This is a genomic window from Paractinoplanes toevensis (assembly GCF_018332695.1).
Taxonomy (GTDB): Bacteria; Actinomycetota; Actinomycetes; order Mycobacteriales; family Micromonosporaceae; genus Actinoplanes; species Actinoplanes toevensis.
This window is the reverse complement of the sequence record NZ_BOQN01000061.1, coordinates 20,090-40,275: the sequence shown is the minus strand read 5'-3', so window position 1 is coordinate 40,275 and position 20,186 is coordinate 20,090. Positions and strand designations below refer to the sequence as shown.

The 20,186-nt window shown below is 70.4% G+C and carries 16 protein-coding genes; 4 read left to right on the top strand and 12 right to left on the bottom strand.

Features of this window, described 5'->3' with window-relative positions:
- Nucleotides 1-236 precede the first annotated feature (236 nt).
- Both Ato02nite_RS23540 and Ato02nite_RS23535 read right to left on the bottom strand, forming a co-directional pair.
- Entirely contained in the window at nt 237-785 is a 549-nt protein-coding gene (locus Ato02nite_RS23540) for a response regulator (RefSeq protein WP_213008764.1), read from the bottom strand.
- An 11-nt stretch (nt 786-796) separates the two neighbouring features.
- On the bottom strand, nt 797-5,185 hold the full coding sequence (locus Ato02nite_RS23535) for a hybrid sensor histidine kinase/response regulator (RefSeq protein ID WP_213008763.1): 4,389 nt from the start codon (nt 5,183-5,185) through the stop codon (nt 797-799).
- A 113-nt stretch (nt 5,186-5,298) separates the two neighbouring features.
- Between Ato02nite_RS23535 and Ato02nite_RS23530 the strand changes: the two genes are divergently transcribed.
- Nucleotides 5,299-7,326: a SpoIIE family protein phosphatase gene (locus Ato02nite_RS23530; protein WP_246607338.1), complete on the top strand. Its 2,028-nt coding sequence runs from the start codon at nt 5,299-5,301 to the stop codon at nt 7,324-7,326.
- 28 nt (nt 7,327-7,354) lie between these two features.
- Complete coding sequence (locus Ato02nite_RS23525; RefSeq protein WP_213008761.1) at nt 7,355-7,966, top strand: dihydrofolate reductase family protein; 612 nt, start codon at nt 7,355-7,357, stop codon at nt 7,964-7,966.
- Here Ato02nite_RS23525 and Ato02nite_RS23520 read toward each other — a convergent pair.
- Nucleotides 7,963-9,045 carry an FAD-binding oxidoreductase gene (locus Ato02nite_RS23520; RefSeq protein ID WP_246607337.1) on the bottom strand — a complete coding sequence of 361 codons (1,083 nt, stop codon included), beginning with the start codon at nt 9,043-9,045 and terminating at the stop codon, nt 7,963-7,965. The genes Ato02nite_RS23525 and Ato02nite_RS23520 overlap by 4 nt on opposite strands.
- A gap of 119 nt (nt 9,046-9,164) precedes the next feature.
- Between Ato02nite_RS23520 and Ato02nite_RS23515 the strand changes: the two genes are divergently transcribed.
- Nucleotides 9,165-11,243 carry a S9 family peptidase gene (locus Ato02nite_RS23515; protein WP_213008760.1) on the top strand — a complete coding sequence of 693 codons (2,079 nt, stop codon included), beginning with the start codon at nt 9,165-9,167 and terminating at the stop codon, nt 11,241-11,243.
- On the opposite strand, the gene Ato02nite_RS23510 is transcribed toward Ato02nite_RS23515, so the two are convergent.
- From Ato02nite_RS23510 to Ato02nite_RS23470, 9 genes are all read right to left on the bottom strand, one after another.
- Nucleotides 11,229-12,710, bottom strand: a complete 1,482-nt coding sequence (locus Ato02nite_RS23510; protein WP_213008759.1) for an FtsX-like permease family protein — start codon at nt 12,708-12,710, stop codon at nt 11,229-11,231. The two genes, Ato02nite_RS23515 and Ato02nite_RS23510, sit on opposite strands and share 15 nt — an antisense overlap.
- On the bottom strand, nt 12,707-13,396 hold the full coding sequence (locus Ato02nite_RS23505) for an ABC transporter ATP-binding protein (protein ID WP_213008758.1): 690 nt from the start codon (nt 13,394-13,396) through the stop codon (nt 12,707-12,709). Before Ato02nite_RS23505 ends, Ato02nite_RS23510 begins: the two co-directional genes overlap by 4 nt.
- Complete coding sequence (locus Ato02nite_RS23500) at nt 13,393-13,929, bottom strand: PadR family transcriptional regulator (protein WP_213008757.1); 537 nt, start codon at nt 13,927-13,929, stop codon at nt 13,393-13,395. Before Ato02nite_RS23500 ends, Ato02nite_RS23505 begins: the two co-directional genes overlap by 4 nt.
- A 65-nt stretch (nt 13,930-13,994) precedes the next feature.
- Entirely contained in the window at nt 13,995-15,524 is a 1,530-nt protein-coding gene (locus tag Ato02nite_RS23495) for a SpoIIE family protein phosphatase (RefSeq protein WP_213008756.1), read from the bottom strand.
- Entirely contained in the window at nt 15,521-16,843 is a 1,323-nt protein-coding gene (locus Ato02nite_RS23490) for a sensor histidine kinase (RefSeq protein WP_213008807.1), read from the bottom strand. Before Ato02nite_RS23490 ends, Ato02nite_RS23495 begins: the two co-directional genes overlap by 4 nt.
- Nucleotides 16,844-16,878: 35 nt before the next feature.
- Nucleotides 16,879-17,907, bottom strand: a complete 1,029-nt coding sequence (locus tag Ato02nite_RS23485; RefSeq protein ID WP_213008806.1) for a SpoIIE family protein phosphatase — start codon at nt 17,905-17,907, stop codon at nt 16,879-16,881.
- A complete protein-coding gene (locus Ato02nite_RS23480) occupies nt 17,904-18,308 on the bottom strand; it encodes an ATP-binding protein (RefSeq protein WP_213008755.1) in 405 nt (134 codons plus the stop codon). The genes Ato02nite_RS23485 and Ato02nite_RS23480 overlap by 4 nt, the downstream gene beginning before the upstream one ends.
- A complete protein-coding gene (locus Ato02nite_RS23475) occupies nt 18,305-18,727 on the bottom strand; it encodes an STAS domain-containing protein (RefSeq protein ID WP_213008754.1) in 423 nt (140 codons plus the stop codon). Before Ato02nite_RS23475 ends, Ato02nite_RS23480 begins: the two co-directional genes overlap by 4 nt.
- 1 nt (nt 18,728) lies before the next feature.
- Nucleotides 18,729-19,568: an STAS domain-containing protein gene (locus tag Ato02nite_RS23470; RefSeq protein WP_213008753.1), complete on the bottom strand. Its 840-nt coding sequence runs from the start codon at nt 19,566-19,568 to the stop codon at nt 18,729-18,731.
- Between the two features lie 164 nt (nt 19,569-19,732).
- Between Ato02nite_RS23470 and Ato02nite_RS23465 the strand changes: the two genes are divergently transcribed.
- The gene (locus Ato02nite_RS23465) at nt 19,733-20,086 is read left to right on the top strand and encodes an STAS domain-containing protein (RefSeq protein WP_213008752.1); all 354 of its coding nucleotides are present in this window, start codon (nt 19,733-19,735) and stop codon (nt 20,084-20,086) included.
- Nucleotides 20,087-20,186: the final 100 nt, after the last annotated feature.

The window sequence follows — 20,186 nt, the reverse complement described above, 5'->3', positions numbered from 1 at the left end:
TGCGCGAGAGGTGGTGCGGTTTCGCCCCGCCGCGCTGCCCCGCGAGATCTTGGAAAGTGCGGCACTGAGCGGGGTGTGAACTCGACAAGTCCGCCGCGGGTCGTCCGGTCGCTGCCGGATATAGACGGCATATCGGGGTGCCGTGGCCGGAAGGTGGGAGCGTCGCCCGCAGGGCGGGATCCAGGCCCGCGATATGGGAGGCCCGCCCGGGCGCTGGGACCTCATCCCGAAGCTCTCTAGCTGCCCCAGCGGGCCTTCTCCAGCAGGGCCAGCGCCTCGGCCGCGGCGTCGTGGCCGCCCGCCCGGAGCACTCGGGCGGCCTCGTCGACCGTCTCGGTGAGGCGCTGCCACTGCGAATCCCGCTCGCGGGTCGCGTCGGCCTGGGCCTTGAGCTGCTGGGTCTTGGTCCACAGCTCGACGAAGATGGACACCTTGGCCCGCAGCACCCACGGGTCGAACGGCTTCGTGAGGTAGTCGACCGCGCCGACCGCGTAACCGCGCAGCGCGAGCTGCGCGTCCCGGTCGGCGGCGGTCAGGAACAGGATGGGTACGTGCCGGGTGCGCTCGCGCCGCTTGATGTGACTGGCCGTCTCGAAGCCGTCCATGTTGGGCATCTGCGCGTCCAGCAGGATGACCGCGAAATCGTCGGTGAGCAGTTGCTTGAGCGCGGCCTCACCGCTCTCCACGGCGACCGGGGTCACCGGGAGGCCCTGAAGGATGGCCTCCAGGGCTAGCAGGTTGTCCTTGCGGTCGTCGACCAGCAGGGCCTTGGCGCGTTCCGCCACTCCCCTACCCCCTATCCGCGCTCCGGTTCGATGCTCTTGTCGGCGTTCACCCAGCGGGCCATCAGCTCGATCAGCTCGTCCAGGTCGACCGGCTTGGTGATGTAGTCACTCGCGCCGGCGGCTAGGGCCGACTCCCGGTCACCGGGCATGGCCTTCGCGGTTAGGAACACTACCGGCAGGTCCCGGAAGCGCTGATTACGGCGGATGCCCCGAGTCGTCTCATACCCGTCCTGGTCCGGCATCATCGCGTCCATCAGGACGATGTCGACCTCCGGGTGCTCGGCCAGCAGACGTACGCCGTCGACCCCGTTGTCCGAGTACAGAACGTTGAGCCCGTGCATCTCCAGGGCGCTGGTCAGCGCGAACACGTTACGCACGTCGTCGTCGACAATCAGCACGGTCGCACCGTCGAGCTGCCGGCCGGCGGCGCTGATGTGCCCCTCCAACTCGGCCCGCGGCGTGATCACCGGCAGCTCCATCAGCGACATGTTCATCGACTGGGCCGGGCGCACGACCACCGAGGTGGACGGCTCGGACGGCAGCGAGAGCGTCGGCACCAGATCGGGGGACAGCGAGTCCGGGACGTACAGCGTGAAGGTCGAACCCTCGCCCGGGATCGACGACACCACGATCGTGCCGCCGAGCAGGGCCGCGAACTCGCGGCTGATCGACAGGCCCAGGCCCGTTCCGCCGTACTTGCGGGTGGTGGTGCCGTCGGCCTGCTGGAACGGCTCGAAGATGATCGCCAGCTTCTCGTCCGAGATGCCGATGCCGGTGTCGGCCACCGCGAACGCCACCACCTGGCCGGCCGAGGCCAGCGCCGGCATGTCGAAGTCGGTGTTGGGCGGCGCCGCGAAGATGCTCAGCGTCACCGAGCCGGAGTCGGTGAACTTGACCGCGTTGGAGAGCAGGTTGCGCAGGATCTGCTGAAGCCGCTGACCGTCGGTGACGATCGACTCCGGCAGGTCGGACGCCACCGAGACCCGGAAGTCGAGGTTCTTCTCCTCGGCCTGCGGCAGGAACGCCTGCTCGACGTACGACCGGACGCCGTCGAAGTCGATCTGGTCGATGTCGACGTCCATCCGGCCCGCCTCGATCTTGGCGAGGTCGAGGATGTCGTCGATCAGCGACAGCAGGTCGGAGCCGGCACTGTGGATCGTGCGGGCGAACTCGATCTGCTTCTCGGACAGGTTCTGCTCCGAGTTGTCGGCGAGCAGACGAGCCAGGAGCAGGAGTGAGTTCAACGGCGTACGCAGCTCGTGGCTCATGTTCGCGAGGAACTCGGACTTGTACGCACTCGCCCGGGACAGCTGCTGCGCCTTCTCCTCGAGACCGAGCCGGGCCTGTTCGATCTCCCGGTTCTTCGTCTCGATGTTGGCCTTCTGCTCGCTGAGCAGTTGCGCCTTGTCCTCCAGTTCGGCGTTGGTGCGCTGCAGCTCGGCCGACTGGTCCTGCATCTCGCGGGCCAGCCGCTGCGATTGCGAGAGCAGTTCTTCCGTACGCCGGTTGGCCTGGATGGTGTTGAGAGCGACGCCGATGGTGGCGACCAGCCGCTCCAGGAACGTCAGATGCAGCCCGGAGAATGCAGCGACGGAGGCGAATTCGATGACGCCCAGCATCTCGCCCTCGAACAGCACCGGCAGGACGACCAGGTCGTTCGGCGGCATCGACATGAGACCCGAGCGCATCGTCAGGATGCCGTCGTGGGTCGCGCGGACCCGGATCGTACGGCGGGAAACCGCGGCCTGACCGACCAGGCCCTCGCCCGGCCCGAAGGTCACCTCGTGGTTGCGGGCGACGTAGCCGTAGGAGGCGGCCAGCCGGAGGCGCATGACCGCCTGCTCGTTGTCGACCAGGAAGAACGCGCCGAGCTGCGCGTCGACCAGCGGCGTCACCTCGGTCATGATCATGCGGCAGACCTCGCCGAGATCGCGCTGGCCCTGCAGCAGGCCACCGATGCGGGCCAGGTTGGAGTCGAGCCAGCCCTGCTCGGCGTTCGCCTTAGTGGTCTCGCGGAGCGTGACGATCATTTGGTTGATGTTGTCCTTGAGCTCGGCCACCTCGCCCTGGGCCACGACCGCGATGCTCTGGGTCAGGTCACCGCGGGTGACGGCGGTGGACACCTCGGCGATCGCGCGCAGCTGGGTGGTCAGCGTGGAGGCGAGCTGGTTCACGTTGTCGGTGAGGTCCTGCCAGGTGCCGGACACGCCCTTGACCTGGGCCTGACCGCCCAGCTTGCCCTCGACGCCGACCTCCCGGCCGACCCGTGTCACCTCGGTGGCGAACGACGAGAGCTGGTCGACCATCGTGTTCACGGTGTCCTTGAGCTCGAGGATCTCGCCGCGGGCGTCGACCGTGATCTTCTGCGACAGGTCACCCTTGGCCACCGCGGTGGTCACCGACGCGATGTTGCGCACCTGGGCGGTCAGGTTGGACGCCATGTAATTCACGTTGTCGGTCAGGTCGCGCCAGGTGCCGGCCACGCCCCGCACCTGCGCCTGACCACCGAGCTTGCCTTCCGAGCCGACCTCGCGGGCGACTCGGGTCACCTCGTCGGCGAACGACGACAGCTGGTCGACCATCGTGTTCACGGTGTTCTTCAGCTCGAGGATCTCGCCCTGGGCGTCGACCGTGATCTTCTGCGACAGGTCACCCTTCGCCACCGCGGTCGAGACCTGGGCGATGTTGCGCACCTGGGCGGTCAGGTTGGAGGCCATCGAGTTCACGTTGTCGGTCAGGTCGCGCCAGGTGCCGGCCACGCCCCGCACCTGCGCCTGACCACCGAGCTTGCCCTCGGTGCCCACCTCGCGGGCCACCCGGGTCACCTCGTCGGCGAACGACGACAACTGGTCGACCATCGTGTTGACGGTGGTCTTCAGCTCGAGGATCTCGCCGCGCGCGTCGACCGTGATCTTCTGCGACAGGTCGCCCTTGGCCACCGCGGTGGTCACCGACGAGATGTTGCGGACCTGGCTGGTCAGGTTGGAGGCCATGTAGTTCACGTTGTCGGTGAGGTCGCGCCAGGTGCCGGACACGCCCTTGACCTGGGCCTGACCGCCGAGCTTGCCCTCCGAACCAACCTCGCGGGCCACCCGCGTGACCTCGTCGGCGAACGACGACAGCTGGTCGACCATCGTGTTGACGGTGTTCTTCAGCTCGAGGATCTCGCCTCGGGCGTCGACCGTGATCTTCTGCGACAGGTCACCCTTCGCCACCGCGGTCGAGACCTGGGCGATGTTGCGGACCTGGTCGGTGAGGTTGTTGGCGAGCTGGTTCACGTTCTCGGTGAGGTCCCGCCACGTGCCCGACACTCCTCGGACCTGGGCCTGACCGCCCAGCTTGCCCTCGGTGCCCACCTCGCGGGCCACCCGGGTCACCTCGTCGGCGAACGACGACAACTGGTCGACCATCGTGTTGACGGTGTCCTTCAGCTCGAGGATCTCGCCCTGCGCGGCCACCGTGATCTTCTGCGACAGGTCGCCCTTCGCCACCGCCGTCGACACCTGGGCGATGTTGCGCACCTGGCTCGTCAGGTTGGAGGCCATCGAGTTCACCGAGTCGGTGAGGTCCTTCCAGGTGCCGGCCACGTTCGGCACGTCGGCCTGGCCGCCCAGCTTGCCCTCGGTGCCCACCTCGCGGGCCACCCTGGTCACCTGCTCGGCGAAGAGCCGCAGCGTGTCGGTCAGGCCGTTCATGGTGTCGGCCAGCTCGGCCACCTCGCCGCGCGCCGACACGGTGATCTTCTGGGACAGGTCGCCGCGGGCCACCGCGGTCGCCACCTGCGAGATCGAGCGCACCTGGTGGGTCAGGTTGGACGCCATCAGGTTCACCGAGTCGGTGAGGTCCTTCCAGGTGCCGGCCACGCCGCGCACGTCGGCCTGGCCGCCCAGCTCACCCTCGGTGCCCACCTCGCGGGCCACCCGGGTCACCTCGTCGGCGAACGAGGAGAGCTGGTCGACCATCGTGTTCACCGTGCGGCCGATCCGGAGGAATTCACCCCGAAGTGGCCGGCCGTCCATCTCCAGCGCCATGTGCTGCGAAAGGTCACCCTCCGCCACCGCGACGATGACCCGGGAGATCTCGGTGGTCGGGCGGCCGAGGTCGTCGATCAGCGAGTTGACCGAGCGGACGCTGTCCGCCCAGGCGCCGTCGAGGCCCTCGTCGTCGAGCCGCTCGGTGAGCCGGCCGTCGCGGCCGACGATGCGGCTGATCCGCCGCAGGTCGAGATTTTGCCGCTCCTGCAGGGAGACGACCTCGTTGAACGCGTCCGCGACCTCACCGGCCGCGCCGCCGCGCCGTGGTAGCCGGACCTTGAGATCTCCGCGGCGCACCCGCCGCAAAGCCTCGGCGAGTTCGCCGAGAACGGCGGCCTCGTCGTGAGCTTCCTTAGCCGCAGTCATGCTGTCCTCACTAGCTGTCCGACTCACCGGGCCCCCTATCCTCTCTCGCTCGACCGGGTCAATGCGAGACACGACTTTGTGCAAGCCCCCGCCGACAGGAGAAGATGCATGGCGTGTCAGCTTCGGAAACTCCGGCGGGCGGTCTCGTCCGGCGGGTCCGGTTGCCCAATGACCGGCGCACTCCGGCGGCGGCCCGGGCACTGGTCCGCTCCGTGCTTGAGGACGCGGGGCTCGACGCCCTGCTCAACGAGGCCCTCCTGCTGACCACCGAGCTCTCCACCAACGCGGTGGTGCACGCCAACACCGAGCTGGACATCGAGGTCAGCGCCGACCGGACCGGCCTGACCGTGACGGTGACCGACTTCGCGCCCGGCCCGGTCGAGCAGCTGGCGGTCGGTCCGCGCAACGAGAGCGTCGACATCGGCGAGGTGGCCGAGCGCGGCCGTGGCCTGCTGCTGGTCGACCATTTCGCGTCCCGCTGGGGCACCGTGCACGAGGGCACCGGCAAGGGCGTCTGGTTCCGCCTCGAGGGGCAGCACCTCCCGGAGTCGACCACCGCCGTGGTGCCGGCCGCCAACGTGGTCGAGGCCGGCACCCCCAGCGTGGGTGCGCTCACCGCGCTGCTGCAGATCAACCCGGAGCGGCAGACCGACGAGGCGCTCGCCGAGTTCGCCGCCGACCTGCTGGCCCGGCTCGCCCGGCTGACCGGTGCGGCCGGCGGCGTGGTGCGGCTCGATCGCGGCGACGGCGGTGGCCGGCAGCTGCTGGCCCGGCACGGCCGGCAGCCCCGCGAGGACGCCGACACCATCCGGGTGCCGCTGGCCGTGCACCGCCCCTACTCGGGCGAGCTGGAGCTGGACGCGGCCCCGACCGGCTACGCGCAGCCGCTGGCCACGATCGTCGCCGAGCGGTTCTCGCTGCACCTGGAAAATGACCGGCTGCGCCGCACCGACCTGCGCCGGCAGACCTGGCTGACGTTCCTGGCCGAGGCCAGCGAGCTGCTCGCCCAGTCGCTCGACGTCAACCTCACGATGGCGCTGATCCCGCAGCTGGTGGTGCCCCGGCTCGGCCAGTGGTGCGCGGTGCACACCACCGACGCCTGGGGCCGGCTGCAACTGGCCGCGGCCACCCACGCCGACGAGAGCGCCCTGGCCCCGCTGCACGACACCCTCGCCGAGACCGGCCCCGACTCGGTGCTGGCCCGGCTCGAGGAGGCGTCCCGGCTCGGCACCCAGGTGATGCTCGGCTCCCCGTCCGAGGGGTTCGCGGTGCCGCTGGTGGCCCGCGGCGCCCGGCTCGGCACCCTGGCCGTCGGCCGGCACATCCGGCACCGGCACGACGCCGACGAGGTCGCCGTTCTGGAAGACGTGGCCCGCCGGGCGGCCCTGGCCATCGACAACGCGCGCATCCACGACGAGCGTCGCAAGGTGGCCCGCACCCTGCAGGCGTCGCTGCTGCCGCCGGCCCTGCCCAAGGTCGACGGGGTCGGTTTCGCCGCCGAATACGTTCCGACCGGTTCCGAGGTCGGCGGCGACTTCTACGACGTGGTGCCGGCCGGCGACGGCCGCTGGCTGGTGGTGGTCGGCGACGTGTCCGGCAAGGGCGTGCAGGCGGCCACGGTGACCGGCCTGGTCCGCGACGTGATCCGGATCCTGGTCGACGACGGCAAGCCGATGACCGAGATCCTCTGCCGGGTCAACAAGACGCTGGTGCAGCGGGGCGGCGGCCGCTACTGCACGCTCGCGATGGCCATGGTGCACCGGGAGCCGGACGGCACCCTGGTGGTGTGCCTCCACCTGGCCGGGCACGACCGGGCGGTGCTGGTACGGGCGGACGGCAAGACGTCGTTCGTCGGCGAGGGCGGCACCGCGCTGGGCCTGCTGGAGACGATCTCCTCGCCGGACGCCGAGGTGCGGCTGGGCGCGGGTGACTCGCTGATCTTCTACACCGATGGGGTGACCGAGCGGCGCCGCGGCCGGGAGCTGTTCGGCACGACCCGGCTGCGCGAGGCGGCCGGCCCACTGGCCGGCTATCCGGCCGACGTGATGGCGGCCCGGCTGCGCTCCATCACGATCAACTTCTCGGTCGAGGAGCCCCGGGACGATATCGCGATCCTGGTTCTCCGAAATGACGCCGGATAGCACCGTTTTACCCCATAAAGTGGGTTGCATGGCGAAGACGCAGTACTACACGGCGACGTCTATCGACGGATACATCGCCGACGAGAACAACTCGCTCAACTGGCTGTTCGACGTCGACGGGGGCAACGAGAACCCGTTCGGCGGGTTCATCGCCGGTGTAGGTGCGTTCGCCATGGGCGCCAACACGTACGAGTGGGTCCTCCAGAACGACAACGTGATGGCCGAGCCGCAGAACTGGCACGACCTCTACGGCGACCGTCCGTGCTGGGTCTTCACCCACCGGGAGCTGCCGCTCGTGCCGGACGCCAACATCTTCATGGTCAGCGGCGACGTGCGGCGGGTCCACGAGGCCATGCTGGTGGCGGCCAAGGGCGCCAACGTCTGGCTGGTCGGCGGCGGCGACCTGGTCGGCCAGTTCGTCGACCAGGGCCTGCTCGACGAGATCATCCTGGGCATCGCACCGGTGCTGCTGGGCCGCGGCACCCCGTTGCTCCCCCGCCACCTGAGCTCGCGCCAGCTGGTGCTGACCGGAAACGCGCAGGTGGGCCGCTTCGCCTATCTCACCTACGCCGTCGGCGCCGAGCCCATGCCGACCCGCCACCCGTCGACCCGCATCCAGGTGCCGGTCGTCCAGGGTTAGGAAAGCTCCCGACGGGTTGCCATATCCAGCCGGGAGGCCAGCTCGGGCGGGGCCGCGATCAGCGCGGCCCGGCCGTTGCGGGCCATCAGCACGTGCCGGAGCGTCTCCATGATCTGTTCCAGCCGCTCGGCCGGCAGGGTGCCGGGCAGCACCGCGTGCACGCTGCCCAGGCCGGCCGACCCGCGCACCGGCGCCGCGCCGCCGAGCGCGTCGGCCAGCGCGTAGACGGTGGCGGCCAGATCGTCGGGGGCGACCGAGAGGCGCAGGGCGACGTCGTCGCGGCCGAACGGGTACTGACCCCACCACGGCGGCGCGATCGACGTGACCGACACACCCCACGCGGCGGCCAGGCGGCCGGCGTCGGCGTCCTCGAACAGGGCGGAGACCGCGCCGGGACCCTCGGCGGGCAGGTCGGCCTCGACCGCGCTGACCTCGTGCCCGGTCGCCTCGGCGGCGAGTTTGGCGGCCTGCAGCGGGGAGGGCACCGGCGCGGTGACCCACTGGCGGGCGGCCGGCAGCGGCTGCAGCCGGACCACCGCCGAGGTGATCACGCCGGCGACCTCGGCGAGGCCGGGGCGCTCCGCTCGGCGGGTAGCGTCGACGTAGCTCATCCGCACCACATGATCGGCGGGGGTCCGGAAACGATGGCGCAGCGGGCCGGACTCGTTGACCACGAGCATGCCGCCGACGGTAGCCGTGCGTGACGGCGGGTCGACCGGCAGGCGCTGGCCGCGAAGAGCCAGGGCGGCCTGCAGCGCGCGCACCGGGGTGCCGGTGGCCACCTCGACGGTGCGGGCGTCGACGTCGTGACTCCACAGACCACTGAGCCGCGCGGTGTCGAGAATGAGGTCGACGCGCTGCCCAGGCGTACCCCAATTGATTTTGCTGCCGGAACCGCGCGGCACCACCGCAAGATCTTCGTCGGCCGCGAGTCGCAGGATGTCGCCGACGGCCTGGGCCGTCGCGGGCACCGCGACGTGGCCGGCCCGGTGACCGCCGACGGTATCGATGGAGCGCGCCGCCCGCGCGTAGTCGGGGCCGCAGATGTCCACAAGAGCATCGAAAATGCGCGAAGTCACTGATGGTCCCCGATGATCACAGCCGTAAGATCGTCCACTCTGGCATATCGTACACATGTTCGAACGCGCGCGGGTCTATGGCCGCGGAAAATGCCGTGACGACCGGTAACGTTGCTCCCGTGACGACCGAAACGCCCGACAGCCCACCCACGGTCCGCGCCGTCCCGAGCGAGCGCACGTTCCACGGCGACACCGTGACCGATGAATACGCCTGGCTCGCCGACAAGGAAAATCCGGACACCGTCGCCTACCTCACGGCGGAGAACGATTGGACCGAGCGGGCGACGGCCCACCTTGCCGAGCTGCGCGAGCGGGTCTTCCAGGAGATCAAGAGCCGCACCCAGGAGACCGATCTCTCGGTGCCCAGCCGCAAGGGCGGCTATTGGTATTACACGCGCACGGTCGAGGGAAAGCAGTACGGCATCCAGTGCCGGGTCCCGGTCGCCCCGGGCGAGACCGACCCGCCGATGAGTGACGAGAAGCCGGGCGAGCAGGTCCTGCTCGACGGCAACGAGCTCGCCGAGGGCAAGGACTTCTTCGCGCTGGGCACCTTCGACGTGAGCCCGGACGGCAACTGGCTGGCCTTCGCCACCGACTTCGAGGGCAGCGAGCGCTTCACCCTGCGGGTGAAAAACCTGGTGACCGGCGAGGTGCTGGCCGACGAGGTGCCCGACACGTTCTACGGCACCGCCTGGTCGGCCGACGACAGCGCGCTGTTCTACACGACGGTCGACGACGCGTGGCGGCCCTACCGCGTCTTCCGGCACACCGTGGGCCGTCCGGCCAGTGAAGACGTCCTGGTCTTCGAGGAGCCGGACGAGCGCTTCTGGGTCGGCGTCGAGCTCACCCGCAGCGAGAAGTTCGTGGTCATCGACACCCAAAGCAAGATCACTTCAGAGGTACGGGTGATCCCGGCCGAGACGCCGACGGCCGAGCCGGTGGTGGTCACGCCGCGCGAGCAGGGCGTCGAATACTCGATCGAGCACCACGGCCACCGCTTCCTGATCCTGCACAACAAGGACGCCGAGGACTTCGCGCTGGCCTACACCTCGGCCGACAACCCGGGCGAGTGGGTCGAGCTGATCCCGCACGAGCCGGGCACCCGGCTGGAGTCGGTCGACGCGTTCGCCCGGCACCTGGTGATCTCCCAGCGCCGCGACGGGCTGACCGGCCTGCGGGTGATGGGTGACGGCAGCACCGACTTCTACGACATGGAGTTCCCCGAGCCACTGTTCAGCGTCGGGCTCGCCGGCAACCCGGAGTACGACACCGGTTCGGTCCGGATCGGCTACACCTCGATGATCACGCCGGACTCGGTCTACGACGTCGACCTGGTGACCCGGCAGATGACGCTGCGCAAGCGCAAGCCGGTGCTCGGCGGTTACGACCCGGCCGACTACGAGCAGTTCCGCGAGTGGGCGCGGGCCGCCGACGGCACCCAGGTCCCGATCTCGATCGTGGTGCGCAAGGGCACCGGGAAGAACGCGCCGGCCGTGCTCTACGGCTACGGCTCGTACGAGCACAGCATCGACCCGTTCTTCTCGATCGCCCGGCTGTCCCTGCTGGACCGGGGCGTCGTCTTCGCCATCGCGCACGTGCGCGGTGGCGGCGAGATGGGCCGCCGGTGGTATGAGGAGGGCAAGCTCCTCGCCAAGAAGAACACCTTCACCGACTTCGTGGCGTGCGCGCAGGCGCTGGTCACCAAGGGTTGGACGACCGCCGACCGGCTGGTGGCCCGGGGCGGCTCGGCCGGCGGCCTGCTGATGGGCGCGGTCGCCAACCTGGCGCCGGAGGCCTTCGCCGGGATCGTGGCCCAGGTGCCGTTCGTCGACCCGCTGACCTCCATCCTCGACCCGGCGCTGCCGCTGACCGTGACCGAGTGGGAGGAGTGGGGCAACCCGATCGAGTCCCCCGAGGTCTACGCGTACATGAAGTCGTACAGTCCGTATGAAAATGTCGAGAAGCTGCCGTACCCGAAGATCCTCGCGGTGACCAGCATCAACGACACCCGGGTGCTCTATCACGAGCCGGCCAAGTGGATCGCGCGCCTGCGCGTCGTCGCCCCCGACGGTGACTACCTTCTGAAGACCGAGCTGGGTGCCGGGCACGCCGGGCCCAGCGGCCGCTACGACGCCTGGAAAGAGGAGGCGTTCGTGGCCGCCTGGACCCTGGACGTCCTCGGGCTAGCCCGCTCGTAACTCCTCGAGGTCGGTGCTGGCCCGCAGCACGAGCAGGCCGGCACCGACCGCGACGAGCACCGCGAGCAGCGCACCCCCGCCGAGCAGGGCGAGGTTCGCCCACGGGATCGGCACGTGCAGCACGGTGGCCATCTCCGGGTGCCGCGGCGCCTCACAGCCGCCGAGGCCTCTCTCGACGCACTCGCGGAACTCGTTGCCGATCGGGATCTCGGTCTCGATCAACCGGACCAGGGCGTCGCCTGCGGCGAGCGCCAGCAGCAGGGCCGGGATCAACGGCGTCAGCGTCTGCAGGAGGACCGCGGCCGAGAGCGTACGGCGTGGCACGCCGGTCGCGGTCAGGGCGGCGTACGTCCGTCGCCGCGCCACGATGCTCTCGGCCAGCGCCACCAGCACCCCGGCCGCCGCCACCACCGAGACCAGCGCGACAGCCACCATGACCAGCCGCACCGCTCCGTAGTAGAACTCCGGCTCGTCCGGCGCTCCGACCCCGCCCTCGCTCCAGCCCATCATCGCGTTGTAGATGTCGTAGGAGCGGAACTCGGTGGCCAGCAGCTCCCGGTAGGCGAGCGCGATGGCCCCCGCGATCACGGCGGTGAGCAACCCGGCCATCGTCCGGCTGCCGTTCCACGGGTCGGTGATCAGCCGCTGCCCGGCGAGCAGGGTGACCGGCCCGCGACCGTAGCGGCGCAGCAGCACCCCGACGGCGTACGAGATCCAGGCCGTGCCGAGCACCACCCCGGCCATGGTCAGCACCGCGCCGGCGCCGAGGAACGCGTAGATCGTGTTCTTCGAGAAGCTCCGCTGTTCGGCCAGCTGGCCCGGGACCGCGAAGAGCACGACGCCGGCCGCGATCAGCAGCCCCGGCCAGGGCCGCGGACCGCGGGTGCGGACCCGCCGCACCACGCCCAGCGGTGTGATGATCACCTGGCGCAGCAGAAACGCCCCGATCCACGCGGACAGCACCGGCACCAGCAGGACGAGCACGACGATCACCGGCACCGGCGGCAGCACGTCGGTGGGCAGCACCCGCTGGCCGTAGAAGTTGGGCCGGTCGAGCTGTCGCCGCGCGACGATGAACGCCACCAGCCCGGTCACCGACCCCAACAGGCTCGCCACGGCCGTCTCGGCGGTGGCGATCAGCACCGATTCCTGCGGGGTGGCCCCGGCCAGCCGGATCGCGGCGAGCCGCCGGTCCCGGGCCGGCGCGCCGAGCCGGATGCACTGCCCGGCCAGCGCCAGCACCGGCAGCGAGACCAGGATCAGCGTCCCGGCCACCCCGGGGCGCAGGCCGGGCTCGACCAGCAGCGGATTCGTGTACCGATCGGCCCAGCCGTGGACGCTCAGGACGGTGGCCGCGCAGAGCATGGCGACGGTGGCGAGCAGGGCGCTCAGCGCGGTGAGCACGGTTCGCAGCAGGTCGGTACGGCTGCCGGCCACCGCGAGCCGGGTCAGGGTCGACGGTCTCACCGGGCGACACCCAGGCCCAGCCCGGTCGGGTCGAGCACGCCGTCGCGCAGCACGATCTCCCGGTCGGCGTAGGCGGCCACGCTCGCCGCGTGCGTGACCAGTACGACCGCGGTGCCCAGTTCGCGGGCCACCCGGACGATCTCGCCGAGCACCTGCTCACCGGTGAGCACGTCGAGCGCGCCGGTCGGCTCGTCGGCGAACAGCACGCGCGGCTGGGTGACCAGGGCCCGGGCGGTGGCGCAGCGCTGCTGCTGGCCGCCGGACATCGCGCCGGGCCGCTGTTCGGCCAGTTCGGCCACGCCGAGCCGGTCGAGCCACTCGGCCGCCACGCTCCGCGCCTCTCGCCGCCCCGAACCGGCGAGAAGCAGCGGTAGCGCGACGTTCTCCACCGCGGTCAGCTCGGGCACCAGCTGCCCGAACTGGAACAGCACGCCGAAGTCGGTGCGGCGCAGCCGGGAGCGGGCCGCCTCGGACCACAGCCCGATGTTCTGGTCGCGGTAGGTGACCGTGCCCGCGTCCGGCCGGAGGATGCCGGCCAGGCAGTGCAGCAGCGTGGACTTGCCGCAGCCGCTCGGCCCGGTGACCGCGACGATCTCGCCCTCGTCGACGGCGAGGTCCACGCCGCGCAGCGCGGGAGTGGCGCCGTAGTTCCGCACGACGTTCGTACCGCTCAGCAGTGCGCTCAATTGGTCACTTCCTTCGACAGTCCGGCGACCCGGGTCAGCGTGGTCTGCAGCCAGCGCAGGTCGGCTTCGAGATGCCCGATGGCGTAGTCGGCGGCGATCACGTCACCGATGCTCGCGGCGGGAGTGGATTTCGCGGTGGTGAGCTCGCGCATGCGGCTCATGTGGGCGGCCCGCTGGGCGACCAGGTAGTCGCGGGCCCGCTCGGCGTCGGCCGCGTGCAGCGCGACCACCACCTTGCTGAAGATCTCGCTGGTCACGTAGGGCGCGGGGGGTTCCACGGCGGATAACCAGGTGTCGAGGTGCCGGCGGCCGTCGTCGGTCAGCTCATAGGAGGTGCGGTCGGGGCCACCGTCGCGGTCCTGGCCGGACTCGGTGACGTAGCCGTCCCGCTCGAGCCGGCCCAGCGTCGCGTAGACCTGGCCGAAGGCGAGCGGCTTGGCCCGGGGCAGGCTCTCGTCGTGCGCCCGTTTCAGGTCGTAGCCGTGCCGCGGGCCGCCGGCGAGCAGTCCGAGAAGGACGTGGGCGGTGGACATGGCGCACACTATTCAATGAGTGAATAGTTGGTGTCAAGCCCTCCCCGCTCCGCTTAAAAGATCAACTAAGAACGGCGCAGAGCGACCACGGCGATGTCGTCCGCCTGTGGTCCGGTGCCCGCCAGTTGCAACAACAGGCGACGGCAGAAAGCGTCGAGGCTCGGCTCGACATCGGTGGCGCAGCGGGACAGCGCGGCCAGTCCGACGTCGATATCGGCGTCCCGGCGCTCGACCAGCCCGTCGGTGTAGAGCACCAGCGTGCCGCCCGCCGGCAGGGTGAACTCCAGGTCCTCCGGGCGGGGTGCGTTGATGCCGAGCAGCGGGCCGCGCGGCTGCAGGAAGTGCACGCCCTCATCGGTCCGCAGCAGCGGCGGCAGGTGGCCGGCGCTGGCCAGTTGCACCGCGCCCGTCGCCGGGTCGAGCGTGAGCAGGCACAACGTGGCCGAGTCGGTCGGCAGCACGGTGCGCATGAAGCGGTTGACCAGGTCGAGCACCGTGCCCGGCGGATGCCCCTCCACCGCGTACGCCCGGACCGCATGCCGCACCTCGGCCATCACCGTGGCCGCGTGCAGCGAGTGGCCGGCCACGTCGCCGATCGCCACCAGCAGCTTTCCGCCGAGCATGGTCAGCTCGTAGAAGTCGCCGCCCACCTCGGTCTGCGCCGAAGCCGGCTCGTAGAGCACCGCCATCTGCACGCCGGGCACGTCGGGCAGTCGCGACTGAAGCAGGCTGCGCTGGAGGGTCACCGCGATCCGATGCTCCTCGTCGTACGACCGCTGGGCCTCCACCGCCGCCGCGAGAGCCTGGGAAAGCTGGCGCAGCACCGGGAAACCGGGGTTCTGCGAGCTGCTCGGCACCGCCACGTAGACCGGTGGACGGTCGATCCGCAGCCGGGCCGCGGCCACCGCCACCGTCTCGCCCTCCGGCCAGTCGGCGACGCCCCAGTCGGCCGGCTCGTCGGTGCGCACCAGGGAGCCGACCGCCACACTGCGCTCGGGGAGCGCCCAGGGCCGCACCACCGGCGGTGAGCCGACCGCGGCCAGGCTTTCCCCGTCGACGGTGTCGGCCAGCACCACCACCGGGCCGCCGAAGATGTCGTACGCGCCGGCCGCGGCCGCCTTGAGCAGCTCGGGCAGGGTGGACGACGAGTTGATCGCCAGGGTGGCCTCGGCCAGCCGCACCATCCGGGCCGCCAGCGACTCGGCCCGCTGCCGGGCCGAGTAGTAGCGCAGCACCGCCTGGCAGGTCGCGATCAGTTCGTCCGGCTCGATCGGCTCCACCAGGTACGCGTCCGCGCCCCGGTTGAGCCCCTGGGTGCGGTCGACCACGTCCACCGCGTGCGCCGACACGTGGATCACCGGCAGCGACCCGTATGTGGGGTCGGTCTTGATCTGCTCGCAGACGTCGAAGCCGCTCATGTCCGGCAGCTTCACGTCGAGCACCACCAGGTCGATGTCCGAGCCGGGCAGCATCCGCAGCGCCTCGCCGCCGGTCTCCGCCTGCCGGACCGTGAAACCGGCCCGGGTCAGCCAGCTGACCAGCAGATATCGCTTGGTGGCGCTGTCGTCGACGACGAGGAGTGTGGCCGGGTTCATGACGGGTTGACCGGTAGGGCCAGGGTGAACGTGCTGCCCCGGCCGGGTGTGGAGGCGACCCGCAGGCCACCGCCCAGGATGCCGGCCAGGCGGCGGGCGTACGGCAGGCCCAGCCCGGTGCCCTTGCCGGTGATCGCCCGGCTGCCCGGCACCTGGTAGAACTCCTCGAAGATCCGTTCGTGCAGCTCGGGCGGAATGCCGGTCCCGGTGTCCACGACGGTGAACTCGACGTCGTCGTCCACGGTGCGGACCGCGAGCCGCACCTCGCCCTCGGCCGTGAACTTGATCGCGTTGGTCAGCAGGTTGCGCAGCACCCGGGTGAGCAGCAGCTCGTCGGTGCGCAGCATCGGCACCGAGGGCTCCTCGACCACGAAGTCGACCTCGGGCCGGGTGGCCAGCGGCCGCAGCGTGCCGCGCAGCTGCCCGAAGACGGCCCGCAGATCGACCTCGGCCCACTCCGGCTCCATCCGGCCGGCCTCGGCCTTGGCCAGGTCGAGCAGATCGTTCACCAGGGTGAGCAGGTCACCGGCGGACGAGCTGATCAGTTCGACCTGACGACGCTGTTCGTCGGCGAGCGGGTCCGAGGCGGGGTCGTTGAGCAGCCGGGCCAGCCCGATCACCGCGGTGACCGGGGCGCGCAGCTCGTGACTCACGTTGGCCAGAAACCGACTCTTCGCCTCGCTGGCCGTGCGCAGCTGCTCCGATTTCTCGTCCAGCTCGGCGTAGAGGGCCACCACCCCGCGGTTGGTCTCCTCCAGCTCCTGCGAGAGCTGGTTGTAGAGCGCCATCACACCGCGGTTCGTCTCCTCCAGCTCGGCGTTCAGCCGGGCCAGATCGTCGCGCTGCGCGCGCACCTCATTAAGGGCTGCGATGAGCTGCTGATTTTGCACGCTCAGCTCGTCCAGGGGCGTCCCCGGGACATGCTCGGAGAGCCCGGCACGTATCTCGTCCATGCGTTCCGGGGTCAGCCTCGGCGCACTCGCCGGCAGCCGTCGGGCCATCCAGACCACCGTACCGGGTTCGCCATCGCCGACCTCCAACGTGTCGACCAGCCGGCCGACCTGACCGAGCTGCAGTTTCAACTCAGCGATGTTCCCTGATTGCGGGCTCACCACTGCGACACGCAATCTGGGTACCCCGTTGAGCTCCGCCTCGAACACCACGTCGGCGGAATGCCCGGCGGCCAGCAACACTCGGCCCACCTCGCTGAGCGCGGTCGCCAGCCGGGTCTGGTCCTGCTGTTCCATGCCGGCCGCACGGGCCACCTCCCGGCCCAGCTGGCGCACGACGAAAATGTCCTGCTCCACCCGCAGAGGCATGCGCATCAGCGGTTCCGGAGCTTGGCCGGCGGTGCTCACGGTAGCCGGGCCACCAGCACGCCGGCGTCGTCGCGGCGGATCCCGGCATCGCGCAGCACGGTCGCGGCGATCACCGTCGGCGATCGGTACAGCAGACCCGGGTAGTCGGTCATGTTCCACCGGTCGACCACGCCGTCGCTGTGCATCAGCACGATCGCGTCGGGGCCGATCGGGTAGTCGTACTCGCGGATCTGACGGCGCTGGTGGCCGGCGATGCCGGGCAGCGAGATCATGCCGCGCCGGCCGCCCGGCGAGATCACCGTGCCGGCGATGTTGCCCAGCCCCGCGTATCGGACCAGGCCGGCCACCGGGTCCAGCTCGGCCACGGCCAGCGCGGCACCACGGGTGTGGTTGAGCCGGCGGTGCAGGAGCTCGACCACGGCCGCGGGTGGGGCCGCCGGGGCCTCGGCGAAGGCGCGGACCGCCTCGTGCGACGCGGCGGCGGCGAGACCGCCGTGTCCCAGCCCGTCGCACATGAGCACCTGATGCCGGCCGTCCGCCTCGCGGATGGCGTAGGCGTCGCCGCTGACCGATTCTCCGCTCAGCGGGCGGGTCAGGCCCGCCGCCCAGGCGGGCGGCGGCGGATCGGCCGGCCAGACCTGAGCGACCAGGACGGTTCCCTTGCCGGGTACGGAGTGCAGGTCCGACCACGAGGACTGGCGCACGATCGCACCGAGCCCGATGCCGAGAGTGCCGGCCGTCGAGTGCCCGTCGCCGACCGACCGCTCCGGATCGATCATCCCCGGCCCGTGATCGATCGCGATGATCTCGACGCCGGCCTGCATCTCGGTGCGCACCGTGCGGACCAGCAGCGTCCCCTGGTCGGCGTGCTTGACGAGGTTGCCGGCCGCCTCGGCGGTCACGATCGACAGGTCGGCCCGGCGGCTTTCCGGCAGGCCCAGCTCGGTGGCGAGACGCTCGGCCGCGCGCCGCGCAGCGGAGGCGGTTGGGGCGGCCTCGACCCGAAACCAGCTACCCCCATCGAGCAGCCCTTCGGGTAGCGACGCCACCGTGCCTCCGATCATCGGCACCACTTGGTGACGGTAATAGTGGTGCCCTGGCCGACCTCGGTCGCGATGTCGAACTCGTCCACCAGCCGGCGGGCGCCGCTCAACCCTAGTCCGAGACCACCGCCGGTGGTGTAGCCGTCCGTGAGGGCCAGGCCGAGATCGGCAATACCCGGGCCCTGGTCGGCGAAAACGATGCGGATGCCCTGCCTGCGGCCGTTGTTCACGGTGGCCACCTCGACCGATCCACCGCCGCCGTAGACGAGCGTGTTACGGGCGAGCTCACTGGCCGCGGTGACGAGCTTGGTCTGGTCGACGAGGGAGAGCTTCACCGCGACGGCGACCGTGCGAACGAGCTGGCGGACCCGGACGACGTCCTGGTCCGAGGTGACCTCGAGCCGCTGCCCCGCTTCGCTCACGACGCGTTTACCGCAGGCGTTTCCGCCTCGTCCTCGTCCTCGTCGTCCCGGTCGTCGTACTCCTCCGCCCGGTTGCGGGCGAGCAGGTCCATACCGAGTTCGACGTTGAGGGCGGTGCGGATGCCGGGCAGCGACAGGCCCAGCTCGACCAGGGTGATCGCCACGGCCGGGCGCATGCCGACCACGACGGTCTCGGCGTCCAGCACCCGGGAGATCGAGGCGATGGTGGCCAGGGTGCGGCCGACGAACGAGTCGACGATGTCCAGCGCGCTGATGTCGATGATCACGCCGTGACAGCCGGTGGCCACGATCCGGTCGGCGAGGTCTTCCTGCAGTTGCAGGGCGACCTGGTCCTCCATGTCGATCTGGATGGAGACCAGCAGGATGTCACCGATCTTGAGGACCGGAACCCGCTCCACCTCAGCGCTCCCTGTGCTTGCGGGAACCGTTCTTGTTGAGCACGTAGCGCAGCGCGTCGGCCAGCGAGGCCTTGGTCGCGATGTCACCGAACTCGATGCCCAGCGCCACGATCGTCTGGGCGATCTGCGGGCGGATGCCGGAGATGATGCAGTCGGCACCCATCAGCCGGGCGGCCACCACGGTCTTGAGGACGTGCTGCGCCACCTGGGTGTCGACAGCCGGGACGCCGGTGATGTCGATGATCGCGTACGGCGAGCCGGTGTCGACCAGGGTCTGCAGCAGCCGCTCCATGACCACCTGGGCGCGCGCCGAGTCGAGCGTGCCGACCAGTGGGACGGCGACCACGCCCTCCCACAGCTTGACCACCGGGGTGGACAGCTCGAGCAGTTGCTCGGCCTGGTCGGCGATCAGTTCTTCGCGGACCCGCACGTAGCTGTCGAAGGTGAACAGCGCGGCGGCGTCGATGAAGGCCGAGAAGGCGATGTAGTCCCGCAGGCCGGCGAGATCGTCGCCGAGCTTCGCGAGGAGCGCCTCCTTGAGGGAGTAGACGCTGACCGCCGTCTCGGTGGTCGAGAAGCCCTGCCGGGCCCGGTGGCCGGACAGCTCGGTGAGCTGCGCACGCAGCTCGGCGGCCGGCTCGTGGGCGAGATCGGTAGCCCCGCCGGCCAGTGCCAGCTGGAACCCCTTGAACAGGTCCGCGGTCTGCCGCTGCAGCTCGGTGCGGCTCAGCCGGCCGCGCAGGGTCGCCGCCACCCGGTCGGTCCATGCACCGACCAGATCGTCCTGGTTTTCCTCGAGCAGGACGACGAACCGGCTCGCCTCTTCCGCACTCAGCGCCACCGCTGCCTCCTGACCTGGGTTCGCGGACCGGGGCGGACTCTATCACCGCAAGGTCCAATAGTTGCTGTCAGCCAAATAACCGGGCAAGGTCACAAACGCCGAGCCCCATCCTGCCGATCTCACCACACCTGGAGTACCGTTCTGCCCATACCTGGAGGTCCTGAATGTCCCTGACGGTACAAACCGAACAGCGCGCCGACATGGTCGTCGTGTCGGTGGCCGGTGAGCTCGACATGGCCACTGCGCCCCAGTTGCAGGACCAGATCAGCGATCTGCTGGAGAAAGGGCGCACCCGCCTGGTCTTCGACCTGGCCGAGGTGTCGTTCTGCGACTCCACCGGGCTCTCGGTCTTCGTGCGCGCCAAGAACAGCACCGACGACGCCGGCGGCACCGTCCGGCTGGCCGCGCCGCAGCGCGGGGTGTTGCGCATTCTCGAGGTCAGCGGCCTGGTCGAGGTGCTGCGCACCTACGCGACGGTCGACGAGGCCGTGACGGCCGAGGAAGCGACGCTCGACTGACTTTTACCCGCTGCCCGATGGGCGTAGTTTGTCGCCGACCGGCGGTGGGAACCTGCCGCCGGACGGACCCCTCCGGCATGCGGGAGCGCTCGTGAGCAAG